The sequence below is a fragment of the Virgibacillus phasianinus genome, from assembly GCF_002216775.1.
Taxonomy (GTDB): domain Bacteria; phylum Bacillota; class Bacilli; order Bacillales; family Amphibacillaceae; genus Virgibacillus_F; species Virgibacillus_F phasianinus.
On the sequence record NZ_CP022315.1, the window covers coordinates 2,537,523 to 2,560,298 of the forward strand.

General features: G+C 34.0%; 24 protein-coding genes. 21 read left to right on the forward strand and 3 right to left on the reverse strand.

The features are described 5' to 3' along the window. Nucleotides 1–5 precede the first annotated feature (5 nt). Complete coding sequence (locus CFK37_RS12130) at nucleotides 6–1,421, reverse strand: TcaA 3rd/4th domain-containing protein (protein ID WP_089062100.1); 1,416 nt, start codon at nucleotides 1,419–1,421, stop codon at nucleotides 6–8. Between the two features lie 455 nt (nucleotides 1,422–1,876). Between CFK37_RS12130 and CFK37_RS12135 the strand changes: the two genes are divergently transcribed. The 19 genes from CFK37_RS12135 to CFK37_RS12225 all read left to right on the forward strand — a co-directional run bounded on the left by CFK37_RS12135 (nucleotide 1,877) and on the right by CFK37_RS12225 (nucleotide 20,554). Continuing rightward, a complete protein-coding gene (locus tag CFK37_RS12135) occupies nucleotides 1,877–2,974 on the forward strand; it encodes an AAA family ATPase (RefSeq protein ID WP_172840500.1) in 1,098 nt (365 codons plus the stop codon). A gap of 109 nt (nucleotides 2,975–3,083) precedes the next feature. Then, nucleotides 3,084–4,265 carry a TadA family conjugal transfer-associated ATPase gene (locus tag CFK37_RS12140; protein WP_245837387.1) on the forward strand — a complete coding sequence of 394 codons (1,182 nt, stop codon included), beginning with the start codon at nucleotides 3,084–3,086 and terminating at the stop codon, nucleotides 4,263–4,265. A gap of 39 nt (nucleotides 4,266–4,304) precedes the next feature. Next, nucleotides 4,305–5,234: a type II secretion system F family protein gene (locus CFK37_RS12145; RefSeq protein ID WP_089062103.1), complete on the forward strand. Its 930-nt coding sequence runs from the start codon at nucleotides 4,305–4,307 to the stop codon at nucleotides 5,232–5,234. Between the two features lie 13 nt (nucleotides 5,235–5,247). Then, on the forward strand, nucleotides 5,248–6,114 hold the full coding sequence (locus CFK37_RS12150) for a type II secretion system F family protein (RefSeq protein WP_089062104.1): 867 nt from the start codon (nucleotides 5,248–5,250) through the stop codon (nucleotides 6,112–6,114). Between the two features lie 17 nt (nucleotides 6,115–6,131). After that, nucleotides 6,132–6,311 (forward strand): Flp1 family type IVb pilin, encoded by a 180-nt coding sequence (locus tag CFK37_RS12155; protein ID WP_089062105.1) that lies wholly within the window; start codon nucleotides 6,132–6,134, stop codon nucleotides 6,309–6,311. Between the two features lie 23 nt (nucleotides 6,312–6,334). Next, nucleotides 6,335–6,970 (forward strand): TadE/TadG family type IV pilus assembly protein, encoded by a 636-nt coding sequence (locus CFK37_RS12160; protein ID WP_089062106.1) that lies wholly within the window; start codon nucleotides 6,335–6,337, stop codon nucleotides 6,968–6,970. A 26-nt stretch (nucleotides 6,971–6,996) separates the two neighbouring features. Then, complete coding sequence (locus CFK37_RS12165) at nucleotides 6,997–9,150, forward strand: hypothetical protein (RefSeq protein WP_157724847.1); 2,154 nt, start codon at nucleotides 6,997–6,999, stop codon at nucleotides 9,148–9,150. Between the two features lie 16 nt (nucleotides 9,151–9,166). Continuing rightward, the gene (locus tag CFK37_RS12170) at nucleotides 9,167–9,751 is read left to right on the forward strand and encodes a DUF4352 domain-containing protein (RefSeq protein ID WP_089062108.1); all 585 of its coding nucleotides are present in this window, start codon (nucleotides 9,167–9,169) and stop codon (nucleotides 9,749–9,751) included. A gap of 188 nt (nucleotides 9,752–9,939) precedes the next feature. Further along, the gene (locus CFK37_RS12175; protein WP_089062109.1) at nucleotides 9,940–10,488 is read left to right on the forward strand and encodes a lipoprotein; all 549 of its coding nucleotides are present in this window, start codon (nucleotides 9,940–9,942) and stop codon (nucleotides 10,486–10,488) included. A gap of 135 nt (nucleotides 10,489–10,623) precedes the next feature. Next, complete coding sequence (locus CFK37_RS12180; RefSeq protein WP_089062110.1) at nucleotides 10,624–11,220, forward strand: TadE/TadG family type IV pilus assembly protein; 597 nt, start codon at nucleotides 10,624–10,626, stop codon at nucleotides 11,218–11,220. Nucleotides 11,221–11,242: 22 nt separating this feature from the next. Next, nucleotides 11,243–11,773: an A24 family peptidase gene (locus CFK37_RS12185; RefSeq protein WP_089062111.1), complete on the forward strand. Its 531-nt coding sequence runs from the start codon at nucleotides 11,243–11,245 to the stop codon at nucleotides 11,771–11,773. Next, on the forward strand, nucleotides 11,774–13,216 hold the full coding sequence (locus tag CFK37_RS12190; RefSeq protein WP_089062112.1) for a DUF6382 domain-containing protein: 1,443 nt from the start codon (nucleotides 11,774–11,776) through the stop codon (nucleotides 13,214–13,216). Between the two features lie 5 nt (nucleotides 13,217–13,221). Continuing rightward, nucleotides 13,222–14,061: a PP2C family protein-serine/threonine phosphatase gene (locus tag CFK37_RS12195; RefSeq protein WP_089062113.1), complete on the forward strand. Its 840-nt coding sequence runs from the start codon at nucleotides 13,222–13,224 to the stop codon at nucleotides 14,059–14,061. Between the two features lie 7 nt (nucleotides 14,062–14,068). Beyond that, entirely contained in the window at nucleotides 14,069–14,872 is an 804-nt protein-coding gene (locus CFK37_RS12200) for a serine/threonine protein kinase (RefSeq protein ID WP_245837388.1), read from the forward strand. Nucleotides 14,873–14,897: 25 nt separating this feature from the next. Next, nucleotides 14,898–16,289, forward strand: coding sequence for a type VII secretion protein EssB/YukC (locus CFK37_RS12205; protein ID WP_089062115.1), 1,392 nt, complete (start codon nucleotides 14,898–14,900; stop codon nucleotides 16,287–16,289). Between the two features lie 130 nt (nucleotides 16,290–16,419). Next, nucleotides 16,420–17,004 (forward strand): DUF4352 domain-containing protein, encoded by a 585-nt coding sequence (locus CFK37_RS12210; protein ID WP_089062116.1) that lies wholly within the window; start codon nucleotides 16,420–16,422, stop codon nucleotides 17,002–17,004. Between the two features lie 174 nt (nucleotides 17,005–17,178). After that, nucleotides 17,179–17,751: a DUF4352 domain-containing protein gene (locus CFK37_RS12215; RefSeq protein WP_089062117.1), complete on the forward strand. Its 573-nt coding sequence runs from the start codon at nucleotides 17,179–17,181 to the stop codon at nucleotides 17,749–17,751. A 612-nt stretch (nucleotides 17,752–18,363) separates the two neighbouring features. Continuing rightward, nucleotides 18,364–19,737 (forward strand): VWA domain-containing protein, encoded by a 1,374-nt coding sequence (locus CFK37_RS12220; RefSeq protein ID WP_089062118.1) that lies wholly within the window; start codon nucleotides 18,364–18,366, stop codon nucleotides 19,735–19,737. 127 nt (nucleotides 19,738–19,864) lie between these two features. Next, entirely contained in the window at nucleotides 19,865–20,554 is a 690-nt protein-coding gene (locus tag CFK37_RS12225; RefSeq protein ID WP_089062119.1) for a hypothetical protein, read from the forward strand. A gap of 42 nt (nucleotides 20,555–20,596) precedes the next feature. Here CFK37_RS12225 and CFK37_RS12230 read toward each other — a convergent pair whose 3' ends face one another. Continuing rightward, entirely contained in the window at nucleotides 20,597–20,863 is a 267-nt protein-coding gene (locus CFK37_RS12230; protein WP_089062120.1) for an SAV0927 family protein, read from the reverse strand. Between the two features lie 105 nt (nucleotides 20,864–20,968). On the opposite strand from CFK37_RS12230, the gene CFK37_RS12235 reads away from it, so the two are divergent. Then, nucleotides 20,969–21,406 (forward strand): DUF86 domain-containing protein, encoded by a 438-nt coding sequence (locus CFK37_RS12235; RefSeq protein WP_089062121.1) that lies wholly within the window; start codon nucleotides 20,969–20,971, stop codon nucleotides 21,404–21,406. A gap of 17 nt (nucleotides 21,407–21,423) precedes the next feature. Then, nucleotides 21,424–22,212 (forward strand): TIGR01457 family HAD-type hydrolase, encoded by a 789-nt coding sequence (locus CFK37_RS12240; RefSeq protein WP_157724848.1) that lies wholly within the window; start codon nucleotides 21,424–21,426, stop codon nucleotides 22,210–22,212. 14 nt (nucleotides 22,213–22,226) lie between these two features. Here CFK37_RS12240 and CFK37_RS12245 read toward each other — a convergent pair whose 3' ends face one another. Then, the gene (locus CFK37_RS12245) at nucleotides 22,227–22,739 is read right to left on the reverse strand and encodes a phosphatidylglycerophosphatase A family protein (protein WP_089062123.1); all 513 of its coding nucleotides are present in this window, start codon (nucleotides 22,737–22,739) and stop codon (nucleotides 22,227–22,229) included. Nucleotides 22,740–22,776: the final 37 nt, after the last annotated feature.

A 22,776-nucleotide genomic window follows, 5' to 3' on the forward strand; every position in this document is an offset into this window, starting at 1 on the left:
ACCTTTTAAAATTCAAAGGTTTTGCTTTCCGAATTTGATATGGAGAAATAATCCATTTCCAATTGATCAAGTATCCATTTTTCTTTATCTTCATTATAAAATACAGTCAGTGCAGTAGGGCGCATATAGTTATTTTTTTCTAAATCCCCTGTCAACCAATCAAAATATCGGATAGGTTCATGGAATGTAAGTTCCGCCTCGACTGTAATTGTATATGCATCAAGTTCCTCATTATAAGTGGTATGGAAAAATGAAGTTTTGTCATATACTGCTTTTAATAATTTCGCTGTGTATTTTGGCCTTTCTTCCTTTATTCCTCTAATATTCTTTTTCGCCTGTTTGATAAGATTTTCGGATACACCTCCCTTTAATGAGGAGACGTCCTTTTTACTCAGTGATGAATAGTATTCAGAAATAGTATTATTAAGTTGTTTCATAAGTTTGTTTTGTTGTTCTTCAGTTAAAACGTAAATATCTTCAAGGAATAAACGGTTATTGTCTACTGTTACTATTTGGCTTTTTGCTGTTCCCCATGGGTATTCTTTTTCAGCATGCATTTTAATCGAACCATCCAGAGGGAATGTTCCAATTGTTTGTTCTCCTTTTTCTAAAGTTACATCTGTTTTTTTATTATTTATGTAAAGTTGATAATCCTCTTCTGTATACAATTTGACGTCAACCTCACCTAAATCAAATTCAAAATTATGTATTAACGATTGTTCTTTTGTATTAAATAATTCCATCTTCACTTTTTGGCTGGAACTGATGTATGAATTATGGAATGTACCTTTAACAGTATGCAATCCCGGCATAAGAGGTTCAGATTTTTCTAGGGAACCTTTTTCTGAAGAAGTAGCAATTTTTTTATTGTCAATATAAAAATCAATGTTTTCTTGGTTAGCAGATAACTCAATAAAAGCAGGAATTACCGTTAACTTATAGTTATCGAAAAATAGCCATTCTTTCCCTTTTTTCGTGAGTTTCAATGTAGCATAATTTATATATTTGCCTTCACTAGATGTTTCCATTGCTTTCAATTGTTGATTTAGATTTTCAATTATTTGGTTATACTTTTGCGGGTTGCTTTTTAAGTAATCAAGTAAAATTGCAGTACTATCTGTAGTAACTTCGAAAGAATTGTTATAAGGTGAGATTAAATCCATCAACTCATTAACATTATTGTTTTTAACAGCTTCTTCAAATGCAGCAATTTTGTTTTCCGGGGTAAATTTGTTTTTCCCGATGGAGTAAAAGGCTACTGCCGCAATAATTATTATTAAACCTAATGTAAGGAAAGTGATTAATTTTTTCCTTAAGGGTTTCTTTATTTTAGTTTCATTCTGTTGTGATAAATTATTTCCGCACTCAGGACAAAACTTTTTTTGACCCTTAATTGTATTTCTACACTGTTTACATTTCATTTCCAAAAACCACTCCTTTAGCAATTTAAAACGGATCAATAACAATATTTCTATCGTAACATAAGAAATATTATTGCTTATAGTGCAAATTAACTGTTTCACTAAGATTTAAATGGGTATATATTCATAATAAGAATATTGTGATTTAGGTCCAGATACATAGTTGAAGTTTAAGATTGTCTATGCATAATTGAAAATTTGTAGCATAATATGACATTTGGGCGAAACAAAATGGTCCATTGAAAAATGTAACTTAATTATTAAAAGTTACCAATTAACTATTGACAGCGCCAGCAACTGGTATTACAAGGAATTTCGTTTTAAATTAATCCATTTGCTTGTATAGTTTTAATCTTATTTGTAGGTATTTTGTCCTGTCTTTAGGAAGTTCGGTTGTATATAACGACACTAGGTTGTAGAATTTTCTTTAAATACGTCTATAAAAGGTGATGACATTGAACAAAATTAACATAGTTTTATTGACAAAGGATATAAATTACGCGAATTATTTTTCCAACTTTATGATGAATCCAAATAATGATGATAAATTTTTATCAAAAATATTTACCGATCCAGAAACTTTTAAAGCGAACACACGGAACAAAAAACAACATATTTTGCTGACGGATATTGAAATCCCGGACGACGATATTTTAGCTTTTGATAGAGTAATCATACTATCTGAGGACCAACATACATATTCAAATGAAAGTTTAACAATTTACAAGTATCAACCACTTAAAGAGCTTTTGTCACAGGTTTTGGCAATTTATTATGAAGCTAACGGGAAATTAAATCCGATTGTAAATAATAAAGAAAAGGAACAAGTAGTTAGTTTTTATAGTGGCAGTGGCGGTGTAGGAAAGACATTATTTTCTTTATGTTTAGCAAAACATCTAGCTATACAAAGTAAGCGCGTTTTTTATCTGAATTTAGAAGAGTTACATACTACTAATCTATACTTCAAGCAAGAAAAACCATCATCCGCAGAAGTATTTTACTACCTAAGAAATAATAAGGAACAATTAGTTGGAAAAATAGAATCATTAAAATCACGCGACTCCCTTACAAATATTGATTATTTTTCTTTGCCAATTCTTCCTGAAGAAATGCAGCAGTCTACTGAAGAAGATATCGCAACACTGATTCAGGCTTTAAGAGAAACACAGAATTATGATTACATTATTATTGATTTAGATTGTTCTATCCATGAACGGAATGTAACTGCACTTGGAAATAGTGATGAAATCATTTGGTTGCTATCCACTGATGAAACCAGCTTTACACGTACACAAAATATCTTTAACAATGATCTTCTGGATCTGGGTGAAGATAGATCAAAAATTCATTTTGTTTTAAATAAAGTATCGGATACCTTATTTGATGGCTTTAATGGATTTAATTTTAGTATTGAAACTCATATCCCATTTAATTCACGCTGGCTCCAATTAAGCGAAGAAGCAAAAATGCAAGAAGATACCCATGTTGGTGAGCAGTTACACAAACTTTTAAAAGAGTTTAATGCTACGGAGGTGTCGATCCTTGGCAGTTAATAACAAAGCAGTCCGTACGGAAAAAGTTGATGAAGTTAGGGAAGAACCAAAAACGGAAGACGAGATTACTAAATTACTAATTGAAAAATTACGAGAAACTTTGGACTTTATGCACTCTACAACAAATGAAGAATTACTGGGTTACGTGGAAGAAACAGTTTTTGAATACGCTAGAGAACATAAAATTAACTCAACTATGATTAAAAAAATTGTTGATCGTATGTATCATGCTTTTAGAGGGTTAGGGGTTTTGCAGCCAATACTTGATGACTCAAGTATTACAGAGATAATGATAAATAATTATGATGAAATTTACATAGAACGTGAGGGTAAAGTATCCGACGCAAATGTCAAATTTGAAAATAAACAAAAGCTGGAGGATACTATTCAAGCAATTGTTTCGAAGGTTAACCGCGTTGTAAATGATTCTTCTCCAATAGTTGATGCGAGGCTGGAAGACGGTTCACGGGTAAATGTTGTGCTACCCCCCATAGCCTTAAAGGGTCCTGCGATGACAATCCGTAAATTTCCTGAAAAACCACTTATGATTGAAGATTTAATTGAATTTAACGCTTTGGATGAAGAGGTTGCCTACTTCCTGCAACAATTAGTCGAGGCTAAATATAATATCTTTATTGGAGGCGGTACTGGATCAGGAAAAACCACCTTTTTAAATGTGTTATCAAATTTTGTACCAAAAGATGAACGAATTATAACAATAGAAGATTCTGCAGAACTACAAATTCATCAAACACCCAATTTGGTAAGCCTTGAAACACGCAATGCAAACACGGAAGGAAAAGGAGAAATCACCATCAGGGAATTGATAAAAACTTCCCTGCGTATGCGACCCAATCGCATCATTGTTGGGGAGGTGCGTGGTCCTGAAGCTTTAGATATGCTGCAAGCCATGAACACCGGACACGATGGTTCACTGTCAACGGGGCATGCCAATTCTGTTAATGATATGTTGAGCCGGTTAGAAACAATGGTCCTAAGTGGTGCAGATTTACCAATTGATGTAATTCGTAAACAAATAAGTTCCGCTGTTGATATCATGGTTCATTTATCAAGATTGCGAGATCACTCTCGCAGGGTAATGGAGATTTCCGAAGTCTGCGGTTTGGAAAATGGAGAAATTCTCATAAAGCCGCTTTATGTATTTGAAGAAGATGGCGAAGACTACAAAGGAAAAATCATCGGTAAACTCAAGAAGACAGAGCACAAATTGCAGGATACTACAAAACTCAGGTTGACAGGAAAGAATGACATTTTGGCTAAATTCACTTAAAACTGGTATTTCAAATGCATATGAGGAGTAGGGGGAAAAATGGATACAACTCAAATATTTTCGCTTATAGCTATCGTTATATTAGTAGGTATATTCATATTTAGGCGGGTAAGAATTAGCAGGAAAGAAAATCAAGAAAAGAAGAAAGTTGAACAACAGGGGGCGGAGTTAAGAAAAAGAAATATCGAAGCAATTAAAAAAAGAACAATCGGTGGCGAAAACCTAATTGATTATGGGACTTATACTTTGTCCAAAACAGAAAAACTCAAATATTCACTTATAGCCGCAGCTGTTATTTTTGTTGTTGGATTAATATTCTATGATAATTATATTGTATCTGGTATTTTGGCTTGTTTGGGAATATTTTATCCTAAATTTAAACGGAAAGATCTTATGAAAAAACGAAAAGATGAACTGTCATTGCAGTTTAAGGAGGCCATTAGTTCATTAGCTTCTTCTTTAGCAGCCGGTCAGTCGATTGAAAATGCCTTCCGAGTGGTTTTGAAAGATCTAAAACTTCTTTATCCCGACGAAGAAACGTACATTGTTAAAGAGTTTAACCTAATTAATCGTAGAGTTGAAAATGGTGAAATAATTGAACGTGCAATTGATGACTTTGCAAAGCGTTCGGACATCGATGATATTCGAAATTTTTCTGATGTTTTTATCACCTGTAAACGAACCGGCGGCGACCTTGTGGAGGTTATTAAACGAACAGCAGACATTATTACAGACAAAATAGAAATACAACAGGACATAAGAGTGCTAATTTCCCAAAAGAAATTCGAATCTAAGATAATGGCAGTAGCACCGTTAGGTATTACTTTTTTTCTAAAAGTTTCATCACCGGAATTTGTTGCTCCATTGTATCAATTCGGAACATTTGGACCGGTTGTTATGACTGTTGCACTTATATGCATAATTTGTGGCCTTTTAATAAGCATGAAAATAATGAACATAGAAGTGTAGAGGGGAAAATTCTATGATATTAAAAATTATTTTAGTGGTGATCCTTTTGGTTGTTGCAGTCACTAATTTAAAGAATAAAAAGGTTTACGATACATTTATCTCGACTTATAAGGAAGACATTACCTTGCCAATAATCGCGCCATATTCGTTTGCCATTATTGATAAATTCAATTTGTATCGGCGTATGCCTAAATTAATAAATACGATTCATCAAAAGATGATAATTTTAAGGGGGAGCAAGCTGTCCGGTGATTATACCAAAATTTACTTAGGGAAAATAATTACATCTATCACTTTAGTAATTTTTTTCAGTGTTGTCTTTATTGTGCTAGACGGTGGGGACTATAGTAAACTATTGTATGGTTTCATTTTCACAGTCATAATTGGTTTTTACCTAGTGAAAGACCTAGACAAAAAGGTAAAGCAGCGCAAGGATTCTATGATAATTGAACTTCCTGAATTTGTTAATAAAGTAATTCTTTTAGTAAATGCTGGTGAAACCGTTCAGGGGGCTATAAAAAAATGTGTCGATCAAAATAAAGCTAACATTTATGATTCACCGTTGTACTTCGAATTAAATGAAGCAGTGAATAAAATGTCTGCTAATACATCCTTTCAGGAGGTGATGAAAGACCTAAACTACAGGTGTGGTATTCAGGAAGTTTCCATCTTTACAACTACAGTTATGATGAATCACCGAAAAGGTGGGGCTCTATTGGTACAGTCACTAAAAGAGCTATCAGTATCGTTATGGGAAAAGCGAAAAACCGTAACTCGGATTAAAGGGGAAGAAGCCTCATCTAAATTAGTATTTCCAATTATATTTATTTTTGGAGCTGTTTTAATAATTGTTATTTATCCAGCTTTAGCTATATTTTAAAAAAGGAGAGATTTTTAATGGATCAATTTTCAAATTTTATGAAAGATTTCTGGAATGACGAGGAGGGATTGGAAACAATTGAAATACTGTTAATTTTGGCAGTGTTAATTTCCATTGCACTTCTATTCAAGGACCGAATCACAAGTTGGGCAAATAAATTATTTGACCAGGTTGATAAGCAGCTTCCTGGCAGCTAACTATTAGAAGGGAAGGAGTACATATGAAATCCTTTTGTAAAGACGATAGGGGAAGTTTTACAATCGAAGCATCTTTTGTATTTCCTTCACTCCTGCTCTTTACCTTACTTGGTGTTTTCTTTTGCATTATTATTTTTCAGATAGGTACCGCCAATTACGTCGCGCAAAAGGCAGCTGCCCAGACTGCGTATGTTTGGGATAATTCTAATAAAGATTTGGAAACAGGTGAATTTGCCAAAAAATATTATGCTGGATTGGATACCGGTGGCGATGGTCTATACTGGCGCATCACGGATAATGGCATCTTAGGGATATTTGGCATTAGCGGTGGGCTTTTTCCAGGTAAATCACTTTCGGGAGAAAAAATAGAGAACGCTGAAGCGGCATACAATGGCTCGATAAGTGTGGAATTAACGTATAATAATAAATTGGTATATAGTGAAGTTGAAGCTGAAGCTTCATCCTCCTTGTATATTCCTGCATTTGTTACAAAACTCCTTGGTAGCAATGTTGTAAAAGCAAAGTCAACACATGTGGTTACAGAAACTCCTGAATTAATACGTACGTTTAATTTCGCTAAGTATATGTGGACTAGATTTGGTGCTGGTGGTCCAGCATCAGGATTGTCAATTGGAAGCTTTTTTGGTGGTGCTAAATGATTAGCCCGGGCAAGGTGTTGATATTTATGAAAAAGAAATTTAAGCGACTATTTTTTAAAGATAATGGTTCTGTGTCTATATATGCAATCATCATTATCCTGCCAATTTTTATGCTTAATGCATTATTGATTGACACATTGCGAATTATGTCTGCCGAGCGACAGATTGAAAACGCAATGGACACAGCACTTCGATCCACAATGGCGGAATTTGATACTAAGCTTGCAAGTGTAGGTTTGTTTGCATATGGTGGTGAAAGTGCAGATGCAGATTTCAATAGGTTTATTAATAAACAGTTTTATAATTCGGTTGAATTAAGTGGATATGAAAATTTGTCAAGTCCAGAAATTATAACCGCAAATGCAAATTTTACAAACGAAAGAAATTTAGTCGACTACGATGTTTTTGAGCATCAAATCCTAGAAAGTATGAAATATCAGGCGCCAGCACAAATAGGTGAGGCATTATTCACACTAGTAGGGTCAAAGAACCTGAATAATATTACGGAAGAGCAAGTGGAGAATGCAAAAAATGTGTCCGAGAACTATGAGAAAATCCTTGAGTTAACAGAAAAACGCAATGATGAAATTGACAAAGCGGTTAAAGAATATAAACATTATAGTGCTGTTTTTAAGGACGACATACCGAATAAGATAATCGGTAATCCGGTTACCGATAATTCAAAAGATAAAAAGATCCCTTCAGGCATTAAAACATTTGAAGAATTAATTTTTTATTATGATCGCTATCACAAACTTAAGAAAAAGGAAGAATTAAAAGATGGTGAACAACAAGAAATAGATAACTATGAGAAAAATTACAATGAAGATGTTGCATTTTCCTATTATTTAAATGTGATAGCTGGAAAAGAAATAAAAAATGCCCTAGTAGGGAAAGGCGGAAGCTTAAGTTCACCAGCCAAGAATTCAGCTAAATGGTACAATAAAGAAATTAAAAAAATTCTGGATAAGGGAAAAGGAAAGTCGCTTAAAGCTTTGGAATCACTTTATCTAGATAAATCGTTTTTTGAGACAGTTATTAATAATATGGATAAAGTTAATAAAGAATTGGATTTAGCGACTTCGGTACCTATTAGGGAAATTTTAAAATCACAAGATCTAACAAATCTAACTATCACTCAATTAATAATGGTGTTTTATGTTGTAATCAAGAAAGAAAAATTTAAAGATCTTGCATTGCTGGTTAAAGACGCGGTAACTACAAAAACAACTAATATTGTAGATACGCAACTAGTTGCAATAGATGATCAGTTCCTTCTATACGAGGATTCCAAAAAAGAATTGAAATCTGAGGAATATGGTGCTGCAAAAAAAGAAGCGAAGACAAGTTTCAGTGACTTACTAAATAGCTTGGGCAGTGCAAGGGAACTTGGTAATGATCAACAAGTATACGATGAATTGGAAGGCATTATGGCAAGTTATAATGCTGCAACAAATGGCGGGGGAGATAAAGAAGAGTCTGATCGCTTGCAGTTTATTTCAGATGCATTTAACCGTTTTAAAGAATTTGTGAATTTTGTTCATGGATTTCCTGAAGAATTCCGAAATCAATTGTATATTAATGAGTACATATTGGCTAATTATGGAACATCACCTCCGTATGAGTTAATTGATGCTGAATCTTATCTATTCAAAAACAAACAAGGCCAATTCATAACGTATGGTTATGGCTCAGCGGGAACAAATTACTTTATGTTTATTAAAGATATTGTACTGGTATTGTTTGTGGTGAATTTGATGGAATCTATGGTGAAAGGGGGATTCGCTGGACCAGTTGGATTTCTAAGGGCAGTTGGTCAAGCGTTTATTTTTACGGGAAAACAGTTGACTAATATCACTACTGGAGACTATGTTTTGGAATGGCAACCATTCAAAATAGCACAAATCGATATGACGATGCCAATGTTTTTACGAATATTTATGATGATGCGGTCAACTGGTGAGAGTTATAATCATGAAAAGCTTAGACGTTTGCAGGCAGTAATTACAAAAGATACTGGTGTTGATTTAAACAAAGCACCTTCCTACATTGAAGGAAATGTTAAAGGTAAAATAAAATTATGGTTTATCCCTGCATTAACAGAGGTAATACCTAATCAATATGGCAATGTAAAGGGTAGTTATTATTATATAAATAAGAAAAAGGTTTATTCATACTAATTTGGAGGGATACGAAATGAAAAAATTATTGATTTTACTTTTTGCGGCATTATTAATTGTTGTAACCGGTTGTAGCGATGATTCCGATGATACTAGCAAAACAAATGATAACAATGAAAAGGCTTCGGAAACAACTAATAATGATGATAAAAAGGATGAAAAAAAAGAGGATAAAAAAGTTTATCAAATCGGTGAAACTGCTGAAATTACTAGTAGCACATATGAATTTCCATACGAAGTAACGGTAAACAGTTTTGAATTAACTAAAGATAAGGTTGATGGAGTGTCATTGGATGAAAAAGTATCAGAGGTCGATGAAGAGGATAGATTTGCTGTTGTAAACGTGACAATTAAGAACACAAGTGATAGACCGTTTGTGCCAAATGAAAAAATATCTGCACAATTTATTTCGGAGACCCTAGGAGAACAAACTGATGATTCCTTTTTTACAAAAAGAAATGAAAAACTTGAACCCGGGCAAGAAATTTCAGGTAATCTAGTTACTGTAATTGGTAATACAAATGATGAGGTATTCTATATTGTTTATGAGGCAATGTCTGGTGAGGAAACTAAATTTGAGTTGCCCAATCCGGAAAAATAATAATTTCAAAAAATGAATTACCTAAAGGTAGCTTTGCTACCTTTAGAAAAAGGAAGAGGTTAAATGTTTCTTCCTTTTTCTAAGGGCAGCAGGGCATTTGATTTTAATCAGTTCTATAATCACTTAGATAGTGTTCTGGTTCCTGATCTTTTGTACTTTATTAAATATTAACATGGAGGGAAACGACTTTGAAAAAAATTATAATATTATTTCTTGCAATTGCAGTAATTGCTGGATGTAGTGATGATACATCTGACAAAGGAAGTAAAGAAGATTCAAAAGAGGTCTCAAAAGATACAACCATACCGGAAGGCGAAGTATATTCAATAAATGAGACTGCTGAAATAACCAATCCAAAGCATGGTTTTACATACGAAGTAACTGTTAACAGTTTTGAATTAACCGATAAATATAAAGATAAAACGATGGATGAATTAAAGGTCGAAGGTTTCCCAGATGCAAAACTAGCAGTAGCCAATGTTACGATAAAAAATATAGGCGATCAAGTTTTTAAGCCAAGTCAAATAAAAAACTTACTTTTAACAGTGGATGGTAATGGTACGGGTAAAATGGATTTATCCCCAAGTTTAAACGTTGAATTAGAACCAGGAAAAGAGATAACAAAGGATTTAGTATTTTTTTGTGTAATACCTTCCAGTGAATTATTTCTAGAGTTTGAACGTTACTCGGAATATGAGGCAAAATTTTCATTACCAAATGCTGAGACTAATAAGTAACACCGCGTGAGTAAAAGTATTAAATTTTTTGTGGAGATGAATTGCCGTGATGTGGTTTCACTAAATTTAAGATTCATTAGGATATCATATTAGGTTTTAAACCATAGTACAAAAATCATTGAAGGTGTGACTAATATGAAATTTTATAAAAAGGAAAATGGAAGTATCACTATTGAAGCAGCAATGATTATACCGCTGTTCTTAATGTTAATTTTACTGCTTACATCCTTTGTAAAAATTTCGATAGCTGAAATGGCATTGAAGGAATCTGTTAGCGAAACAGCACAAACTGTTGCACATTACTCTTATCTAGCCATGGTAGCGCAAAATACTATAAAACAAAAATCAGACGCCTTTGTTGACAGTTTGACAGAAAAAGCAGGGGCTAGTGTGGGGCTTGAAAACAATGTCATTGCGAATACATTATTAGGCAAGATAGCGGATAGTGGTAAGAAGTTAATCCCAACTTCGGGAAATGTAATGAATGATTTTTCGAATGGGGTTTACGAAACGGTAGTGAAACAAAAATATAAACAAAAAGTAGGAAGTTCAAGTTTCTTCAACCCCGAGGGCATTACGGTTGTGAATTCATCCGTTCCTGAAGGTACAAGCGGAGAGTCAGCATTAGTAAAGGTTGAGGCTGAAAACACGCTTCAATTGATTATACCGTTTTTCCAAAAAGAAATAACAATAAAGAAAAAAGCAGTAGAACGCGGCTGGGTTGGTAATTAGTTAAAAGAAAGGAGTGAAGTACATGCAAGGGCAATTTATTATTTTGATTATTTTTTTATGTATTGTTTTTTACTATGATGTCAGACAGTCGCGTATCCCTAATTGGTTAAATGTTAGTGGTGCTTTAGTTGGACTGTTATATCACCTACTAGTGAATCAAATTGATGGCTTGTTAAATTCTGTTTTCGGTTTGTTAGCAGGAGGTTTAATACTATTGTTGTTATACTTTTTTAAAGCGATTGGTGCTGGTGATGTTAAGTTGTTTGCAGCCATTGGTGCAATTTGTGGAGTTTTGTTTACATTATATGCAGTAATGTATTCCATCATTTTTGCAGGAATTATAGGACTTATTATCTTATTATTCACGAAGACGTTTTTAATTAATATGACTTTAGCCTTTTTACACATAATGGAATCTATTAAGGACAGGACCTTGACCCCGTTGGATGATTTTAAAAAGAATGTTTCTAACCGATTTCCATTTATTTATGCGGTAGTACCAGGTGTTTTTACGTCATTTTATTATATGTATATTGCTCAAGGAGGGATTTAGGTGTCCAATCAACTTTATAACTTTTATGTAGATTATGCTCAATCAAATGGTTCATATATGAAAATACGAAAAACGAAAGAAAAGGGATTTCAATCAACTGACCTTCAAGAACTTCAATTAAAAATGATTCAATCCAACACAATCCCACGTTTAGTTCCAATGAATTTTGAAGAAATCAACGGCAAAATTACGGTTATGTACAGCATAGATGGATTACGAAAATTAAGGCCACTGTCAAAAGAACGTCCGTTATCCATGCAAGATTATTATTCTTTGTTTATAAATATTATCCAGGCATTACAGGACTCGAATAATTATATGCTTGAGGATCAACAATACGTTCTAAACGAAGATTATATTTACGTTGGAAATGGCTATCACCAAGTGTATTTAACTTACCTGCCATTGAATGATATTAAGAATAAGCCTTCGTTATATGAAGATTTGAAAAAGCTGCTACTTAATATTGCAGGTGAGGTACAGGGACTGAAGGGTGTCCAGTTTAAAATGATTCTAAGTTACATAAAAGATCCAGGCTTTAGTTTGCAAGGACTGAAGCAATTGTTAAGCCAGATGCACGAAGCACAAGAAGAAATTAAGGAGGAAAGCTCTAACCTAGAATCTGATCAAGATGAAGAAACAACTGTAATAAAAAAGGTTAAAAAACTTCCGCCATTGGATAGAAAGATGAAACTTTACTCAGTATTGTTTGGTGTCTTAGCTCTAGCAATTGTTTGGAAACTATTTGGCGGTTCCTCGATTACAATTTCAACCGTTTTGAGCGTAGTCGTTATTGCGGCTGTGTTTATTTATTGGAAAGTTTGGCGGCCTGGAATTGAACCAATTGTTACAGAAAAGGAAGTCAAGGTTAAGAAGAAACAAAGTACAGCGAAACCAGTCCGAAAGCAAAAAAGTGTATCAGACTCTTCAGAAACGGAAACAGACTCTGTTCATCCACAGGTAGACGTTGACTTTAACAATCACGATGATCTGGAATTAGTAAAACAAGCGATAGCACAACATTCAGAGAGTGCTTCGGCTCTACATGTTGATACAACAACTAATGACGTTTCTTCAAATCAGCGTGATCAGACCATGCTGTTGGATGAGGAAGAAATCAATACTGGCGGTAAAAGTACAGCATTAAAGAACTATATAATGGTGAAACGAGCAGATGGAGAAGAAAGAATTGACTTAGAGAGTGACAACTTTATCATTGGACGCGCCGATAAAGGGACTGATTTTGTAGAAAAGGGCATTGGTATTTCCAGATTACATGTTGAATTTGTAAAGTTGTCAGATACGTATGGATTAAAGGATTTAGGAGCAAAAAATGGAACATACATTAATGATGAAAAAATTATTCCATATAAGATACATGAATTAAAAGATGAAGATCAAATCCGAATCGGCAAAACAAATTATACGTATAGGGTGTCGTAATAATAATGAATAAAAGAAAAGAAATTTACCCTGGACATATTAGTGAAAAGGGTCCGGAAAAGCCGGTAAATGAAGACTTTATAGAATTCACATCAAGTTCGATTGACTTTCATGATGATGCCCATATCCTAATCATTGCAGATGGCATGGGCGGTCATGCCTTTGGTGATGTTGCAAGTTTTTACGCTGGAAACTATATTTTAAAATGGTGGAGAGCCAAATTACGTAAAAATAAGACTTCTGAAGAATTTCTAAAGGACTGTCAGGATTCAATAGTCGATATATTTTGTACAATTAATCAAAAGTTGATTGAAATTGGACATCGAGAGGATAGTAATTTAGGTACTACCCTTAGTGTATTGCTGTTTGTAGGGGGGAAATACCTTATTTGTCATGTCGGAGATTCAAGAATATACCGATTAAGTAAAAAAATCTATGAATCTACTGATAATGATGAAACCTTTGACCTTAACCAATCAAAAGCATTCGTTCAACTTACAAAGGACCACTCATGGGCAAAAATGCAGGTTGAAAACGGTAATATGTCGGAACAGGAAGCGGAAAATCACGAGAAGGCACACATACTCACACAATGTATGGGTATTAAGGGTAATGTGGATCCGTTTGTTTCAATGGGGACGTATACTGAAGACGATCACTTTTTTATGTGTACGGATGGATTATATGCTTTACTGACAAATGAAATAATAAATGAACAATGGAGTAAGAAGCTTAACGAAAAGTTAGCTGCACAAGATATAGCTAATCATTTTTTTGAATTGGCTAAGGATGCTGAATATCATGATGATGTATCCATAATGATAGTTGATAGCATGGGAGTATGAAACAGTGATGAAGGTAGTAGATCAAGAATTTGTCAATGGAAAGTATAAAGTAATAAGGTATTTGCGTGACGGGGGGACTTCACAATTATACGAAGTTAAGGGGCCAAAGGGACAAACAGTCATTTTAAAAGTTGTAAAACAACCAACTACATTGTTTATAGACCAGCTGAATAATGAAGCAAAAATATTAGCAAATATAAATCATCCTAACATACCTAAACTTTATGATAAATTAACGCTCAATAGGCATTATCATGCAATAGTTATTGAGAAAATTGATGGGGAAAGCATAGCTGATTTAGTCGAGAAAAAGGATAAGAAATTTAGCTGGGAAGAATCATTACATATTTCTAAAGAACTAGCGAAATTAATCCATATATTTCACTTAAACAATCCAGCCATAGTTATTCGTGACATTAAACCATCAAATATTTTATTGACAAAACAGAATGACGTATATCTAATTGATTTTGGCACATCTATGTTTTTAAATGATGCAAATCAAGCCACCGCCTTAGGAACAATAGGATTTGCTGCACCTGAACAATTTGAAAATGGGGTTGTTGATTTACGCTCAGATCAATTTTCGTTAGGAGCTACAATTTTCTTTATGTTAACAAGGGGGCAGAATATTTATACATCCAACAGACAAAATATTTTGGATGGGCATATTCCAAAGGCCTTTGTAAAAGTTATTAGTAAATTAACAGAGACAGATGTAACGAATCGTTATGATTCAATTGAAAAAGTTTTAAGCAAGCTTGGCCAAGTAAAAGTCTCTTGGTGGGAGCGTAAGAAAAAATTTATATAATGACAAATATTAAAGAGGTGATGAAATGACTGATCAATTTGGGAATCAACAAGGATCTATTAAAGAAAATGATAATTTTGTAATCTTTGAAATTCCAAAGGTTAAAACTAATTTGGTTGCAGATGAACAACTGGAAGAATTAAAAAGGGAAACACATTTATTTTTAGTTTGCGAGGAATATACAATTGAAGAAACAATGGTTCGCATTTATTATAAATTAGAAGATGGATTTCAAGCCCTCAATAATTACTCAAATGCAAGCAGAGAGGTAAAGTGTAAAATTGCCCGAAATATACTAGCCGTTGATGATCTATTTGGTACCCAATATACAACGCTCCTTCATCCAGATAATATATATGCCAGTGCAAAAGGAGAAGTGAAATTTGCTCATCGCGGTATACGGTCTGTATTACCTCCAGAAGAGTTATCATCTGTCCAATTACTTCAGGATTTAAAAAAAGTATTTCTATTTTTATTTACCCGTAACAATGTAACTGACATAAGTCAAATTAATTTGAACCAAAAATCTGAGAATCAAGATATAATTAAACATGTTCTTGGAGCAACCTCAATAAAAGAAATAGAAAAGGCATTAGTGTCAAAACCAATTTCAATACAAAAAGTTGAAGAGAAAACACAACAAACAAAAGATACAAATCAATCTAAACTTCCAAAAACAAACAGTAAGAAACCCCTTATAATGGGACTCTTAATAGGTGTAATAATAGGAATGCTTTTGTTATATGTAGGTAAGGTTCTCCCTATGAATGCAGAATCAACTAGCGCTGTGGCGGAGTATAATGAGAAACAAGATCAGTTGGAATCAACAAATAAGAAACTCAAAAATGAAATAGCAAATAATAAACAGGTTCTGAAGGCATACCGGCTAGCTGTTACAGGCAAAGTTGAAGAATCAATAGCATCATTTGAAGAAGTAGAGAGTTTGGATAAAGACGCTAAAAATACACTTATAGAACAATATATTGCATTGGATACACTAGAAAGTCTTACAAAAGCCTCTACGATGAATGAGAATTATCATATTCAAGTGGTAAATAGCTTAGTTGATTTGAACAGTAAAGAGGCAAATGATGTTATTTTATCTATCAAGTCGGATAAACCAGAAATACTTATTGAACAATCATGGATTAACAATGACTATAAAAAGACAATTGAAATTTATAAGTCCATTTCTGATAATAATCGGGCGAAGTATATTGCTGCAAAAAGTTATATTGAGCGGAAAAAACCAAAGGAATCATTAAAATTAGCTAGAGAATTAAAGAACAAAGATCTTCAACTTGCTAGCTTAAATAGTGAAAAAAAGCTGACTAAAGCTGATGATTCATTAGATGAAGATAAACGAAAAAGTATAATAGATAATATTAATAAAGCTATTGATAAGTTGAAGAAATAACCTTGTTGAATAGTTTATGGGAATTTACAATTGGACATAAACTACTCTTTATTATTAATCAGAATAGCCAGAAATATAGTGGTGCGTGAAAGGAATAAATACAGGTTTTGGATAGGGGAAGGGATTCGAGATGAAAAAGATATTAGTTTTACTTTTTGCTACGTTGTTAATTGGGCTTGCCGCTTGTAGTGATGACCCTGACAATGAAAGCAAGTCAGGGTCAGAGGATAATGAACAGGCATCGGAGAAAGTTGATAAAGAGAATGACAAGGGAGAAACGAAAAAAATCTACCATATTGGTGATACGGCAAAAATTACAAGCAGTACCTATGAATTTCCATATGAAGTTACAGCTAATAGTTTCGAGTTAACTTCAGATAAAGTTGATGGAGTTGGTCTCGAAAAGTTTGGTTATACAGCCGAAGAAGGCGGAAAATTTGCAGTTATTAATGTAACTATCAAAAATACAAGCACTCGTCCATTTATTCCTAATGATAAAATTTCCGCGCAGCTTGTTTCAGATTCACTAGGCATGAACTCTGAAGATGAAGATTTTTTTAAAGAAAGAAATGTAGAGTTAAAACCAGGAGAAGAAATAACGGGAAACATAGTTTATATAAGCAGTGATTTTTATGAAGATAATGTTCTTTATATGATATATGAATACAAGGCAAATGAAGAAACACGTTTTGAATTGCCTGTCCCTGAAAAATAATGTAATTGATTTGTTAGACCATAAGAATTCCAAGCTGTTAGTAATTAATTACAATTTGAATAGCAGATATTCAGGTAAGAAAAAGCCACATACCTGATGTGACAGTGTTAAAGAAATTATTCCTATACATTAGTAAAAGGATAATCATGCAACCTTATTTTGGAGTGATACAAAATGAAAAAGATATTAGTTTTGCTTTTTGCAACATTATTACTTGTTGTATCTGCCTGTGATGATTCTGATGAAGCTAGTAAATCGAATGATAATGATGAAAAAGCTTCTGAAACAACTGGTGATAACAAAAAGGGTGAAAAACTAAAGGATAAAAGGATATATCGGATTGGGGAAACTGCTGAAATCTTTAGCAGTACATATGATTTTCCATATGAAGTGACCGTAAATAGTTTCAAGTTGACGACTGATGCGGTTGAAGGTGTTACTTTGGCCGATAAAGGGTATGACGGCAGTCGCAATGGTAAGTTTGCTGTGGTAAATGTGACAATTAAAAATACAAGCGACCGTCCATTTGTTCCTAAAGAAAAGATTTCCGCTCAATTACTTTCAGAAAGTGTTGCGGAAACCTCGGATGACAAATTTTTTAAAGAAAGAAATGAAGAATTAAAGCCTGGAGAAGAAGTTACAGGTAACTTAGTGTATACGCACAGTTTCGATGATGAGGTATATTTTTTAACATATGAACAAAAAGCAACTACAGAGACTAAATTTGAATTACCTGTTACTAATTAATTTTTGAATTTCTATTACATGTGGTGTTTCTGTTTTACGCATCTAAATTTTCGCCAATATTGAAAATGAAATTTAATCCTTGGTTCTCAAAACCAAGTATGAATAAAAAATATTCCAAAGGGAACCAAATAGATTAGATTGCCCTTTGGATATGGAAACAATGACTTAAATAGAGCACCATCCTATATTGAAGGAAATGTCAAAAGTGATTTGGTTTATTCCAGCATTAGCAAAGGTATGGCCTAATCAATTTCTTAAACATTAGAAGTTAAGTTGTTCGCGGTCATTGGTACAATTTCAAGGGTTCTGTTATATGCTGTTTTATATGTATTTAGCTCAAGAAGGAATTTAGGTGTCCAATCTATTCTATAATTTTTTATGTAGATTATGCTCAATAATGGTTCCTATATGGAAATACGAAAATCGAAAGAAACTGGATTTCAGTCAACTGACCTTCAAGAACTTCAATTAAGAATGATACTCCAACACGATTCTACGTCTTGTTCCAATAAAATTTGAAGATAAATGATAAATTTTGGTTATGTACAGCATAGATGAATTGCGAAGTACGCAAAATGAAGTATCGGAAAATTTACTTAGGAGGATGAATCAATGAACAAGAAACTATTTTTATTTTCCCTGCTCGCATTATTTTTAATGCTCTTCCTTGTAGCTTGCAGTTCAAGCGAAGAGGCATCAGGTGATCAAGGTAATGAAACAAAGGAAGAAAAGTCAGAAGATGATCAACAAAAGGAAAATGAGAAGCAAGAAAAAGAAAATGAAATTATAGAGCCTGCGACAAGTGTAGAGGAAATCATTAAACAAGAGCCCGGTGAATTTGCTGGACACAACTATAATGAGGCAGTTGTACATAGGGATTTAGATGGTAAACATTTTCAGGAAAAAAGCAGTCTTGAAGTTTATAGCTATTTGTTAACCCTTATGGGTGAAGGGGATAACTACACGGAGTACCACGACTATTTTAAGGAATTCAATCCACATATAACGACTGAATTAACGAATATGCCTGGTGGTATGCAGATTAGTGACGATAATGAAATTAGTTTTAATACAAACATAGCTATTTTAGTAGATTCAAGTGGAAGCATGGGGCAAAAGATTGCCGGGTATACAAAAATGGAATTGGCTAAAAATGCTGTGAACGAATTTGTCGCCTCAATGCCCGAAGGATCAAATGTAATGCTAAGGGTATATGGCCATAAAGGAAGCAGTAGTGACAAAGATAAGAAGCTTTCCTGTGGCAGTACCGAAGTAGTATATGATTTCCAACCTTATAATGAAAAGAAATTTGGAAAAGCATTGGATAAATTTGAACCTAAAGGATGGACGCCTTTGGCAAAAGCCATTAGCGAAACAAAAAAAGACTTTGAAAATGCAGAAAAGGGAAAAAATATTATCTATATCGTTAGTGATGGAGTAGCTACCTGTGGTGGTGATCCAGCCAAGGCTTCAAAGGAACTTCATGATTCCAATATTGAGGCAGTCGTAAATATTATCGGATTTGATGTCGACAACAAAGGCCAGGAACAATTACTTTCAGTTGCTGAAGCTGGCGGTGGAGAATTTGAAACAGTGGATACAGCAGAGGATTTCAAATCAATTTGGAAAGAAGAGCGTCAACGCCTATGGAGCGAGTGGTATGACTGGGGCAATGAAAACTGGAATGCAGTTTGGGATGAACAAACTAATAAGAAAAATGAGTTATGGGATATGAAAAATGATGTTGGAAATTTGATCTATGATGAAAAATCCCGTATGAAAGAAGCTTCCTATTATCTACAACAAGAAGATCAGTACGAATCCGATATGAGACAAGAAATTGATAGCTTGATTGAACAACGCTATGAAATTCTGGATGACTATATATCAGATACGTATGACGACTTAAAAGAAACCCTTGAAACGGAAGGCGACGATTTGAAAGATGCAATAGAGAAAAAAGGAGAAGAAATGAAGGAAAAATAAGATGATTGACAACCAAAATGATTAATAGAGTAATGGAAAAGGTAATACTCTAATGTATCACCAAAACATGTACCAGTGAATAATATCTATTTTTTAAATAGGGAACGTATTGTCAGGAGGAAATAATTTGAAAAAAGTTTTAATGATTTTGTTAATTGGATTGCTTATTGCAGGATGCAGCAATGATCCTGATGAAAGTAAGGAAAAGAAAGACAAAGAGGATTCGACTACAACAACTACTAAAAATGAAAATGCAGAGTCCAATTCTGATAATGAATCGGAACAAGAAGAAAAAAAGAAAGTAGAACTTAATAAGGAGTTAGAACATGAAAAGTATGATGAACTTGCAAAAAAGTATTTTAATGCGTGGCTAGTAAGTGATTATGATACCATGAAGAGCTTCTTATCCGATAAGTCCTATAAAGTACATATGGAGATAATTAGTATAGATGTTATGGGACTAAAGGGGGCAGGTCCAGGTGAAATCGGGAACCCGGAATATAAAGATATGGTAGGAGAAAAGTTTGAAATTCTTGCAAGTGACTTTTATTTTAAAGATCATGGTTTGGTCCTATATTTAGTTGAATTTAACAATCCGCTAACTGAAAAAAATAAAGATGATGTAAAATATACAATGTTTGGAGTCAAAAAGGAAAACGGAAAATTAACAGAAGTTGGCGCAGGTGGGGTACTGGAAAGAGAATTCTTTAGAGAGGAAAACTTTGGTGGAAAACTAATGTCATTTGGTTCTGTAGAGACAATAATAAAAAAATATCCTAAGCATGGATATATGGTACACGAATATTCCACAGAGTAATTTTCCCGAAACGTCGACCCCACAGTCGACGTTTCTCCATTTTCACAACACTGCACCAAGAACCTCCCTTAGTTCATCTGCTTCAATTTCAGTAACATGAAAAGTGTGTTCGATTCCACCTTCCTCCATGATATCCTCTTTATTTAAAACCGCAAAACGATTATTTCGTAGGTCAATTACCACCTTTTTATTATTATCTCGCGCATTCATAATGGCAAAATCATAACGACGGAAATTGCCCATAAAACTTAAATACCGAACCTCTTGTTCAACCTCTTCATCTTTTAAAATCTTATATTTATTGGCCATAACGATCCTCCCAAGGACTTGTTCCCTTTACTATACCACGTTTTGTTTAAGCGTTCATTGATTGTATGGTATATTTGAAGTACTAGGAATGATGGAGGTATTTAAATGTACTTTGTTGATCGAAATGAAATAGAGGAAACACTTAACTATATGGATGGCTTGCTTCAGGAACTGGGGAAACAGTCCTTTGAATCATTTAGAGAGAAATTGTTACTTGAGCGAATTACACAAATGATGATTGAATCAATATTAGATGTTGGCAACCTAATGATAGATGGATTTATTATGCGCGATCCAGGAAGCTATGAGGATATTATTGATATTTTAGTTGATGAAAAAGTTCTGCCAACAGATGAACAGGAAGGATATAAGGCTTTAATAAGACTACGAACAATGCTTGTTAAGGAATATTTGACTATTGATCATGAAAAAATCTTATTGACTTTAAATGAGAATAAACATGCTTTTGACTTATTTAGTAAAAGAATAACCACCTATTTGGATAATGAACTTGGTGTTGCGAATGCATTTTCGAATGAATGAAAAGAGGGTTTTTGATCGTGAAGGATTATCAAGGATATTTAATTGATTTAGATGGTACGATGTATCAAGGCAATGAACGAATCCATGCTGCCAAGGAATTTGTGGAATTCTTAAAGGATAAGGGTCTTCCACATCTATTTTTAACGAATAATTCGTCCAAGACACAGTTGGAGATTGCGAATAAGTTAAACGAAATGGATATTCCTGCAACAGAAAATCATATATTTACCTCAAGTATGGCTACTGCTAGTTATATTGCTGCCAAGAATCAGGATGGCTGTGTTTTTGTAATTGGTGAAGGTGGATTGCATGAAGCACTCCTGAGCAAGGGACTGGTCATTACAGATGAAAATCCGGACTTTGTGGTAATCGGTATTGATCGGGAAATTACATATGAAAAATTAGCCAAAGCATGTTTGTTTGTACGAAATGGTGCCGAGTTTCTTTCGACAAACAGTGATATTGCGATTCCAACAGAGCGTGGTTTAGTCCCAGGTAATGGTGCATTGACTTCTGTAATTACTGTTAGTACAGGAGTAGAGCCGGTATTCATAGGGAAACCGGAGCCAATTATTATGGAGCAGGCCTTGCAGACACTGGGTTTATCAAAGGACGAAACGCTTATGGTTGGTGATAATTATCATACAGATATTATGGCTGGAATTCAGGCAGGGGTTGACACGCTAATGGTGTTTACAGGTGTAACTCCATTTGAAGACTTTCCAACCTTACCAACGAAGCCAACGTATCATGTGCGGGATTTAAGTGAGTGGATTAAAAAGAAGCTGTCTAATCAAACTGATTAGGCAGCTTTATTTCATTAATCATCCAATTTCTCAGCATCTCTCACGCCATGAGCAAGTCTGCTTGATGCAGCAGCGGCAATTGCGCCTACAATGTCATCAAGAAATGTATGGCATTCTCCTGTTGATTTGTCATTTAAATGCTCAAGAATTCCTGGTTTTTGTTTATCGATATAGCCATAGTTTGTAAATCCGATCGATCCATATACGTTGACAATGGAGAGCGCAATAATCTCATCCACACCATACAAGCTTTCATCTGTTTCAATTGTTTGCTGAAGCGGGAAATCTAACTGCTTTTGTTCAGCTAATTTATCTAACTGTATACCGGTTAAAATGGCATTTTGAACCTCTCTTTTTGTTAAAACGCGGTCCACATTGTGGCGGCAGTCTTCCATACTGAGATCATCATGGTATTTTGCCTGCAAATAATAAACTAATTCCGCAATGTCATCTAATGTGACACCACGCTCTGTTAACCATTCACGTGCCTTTAATTCTAATTGACTTTGACGTGTATCTTTTTCCATTAAAATCACCTATTCTAACGTATTTTTATTTTTTCGT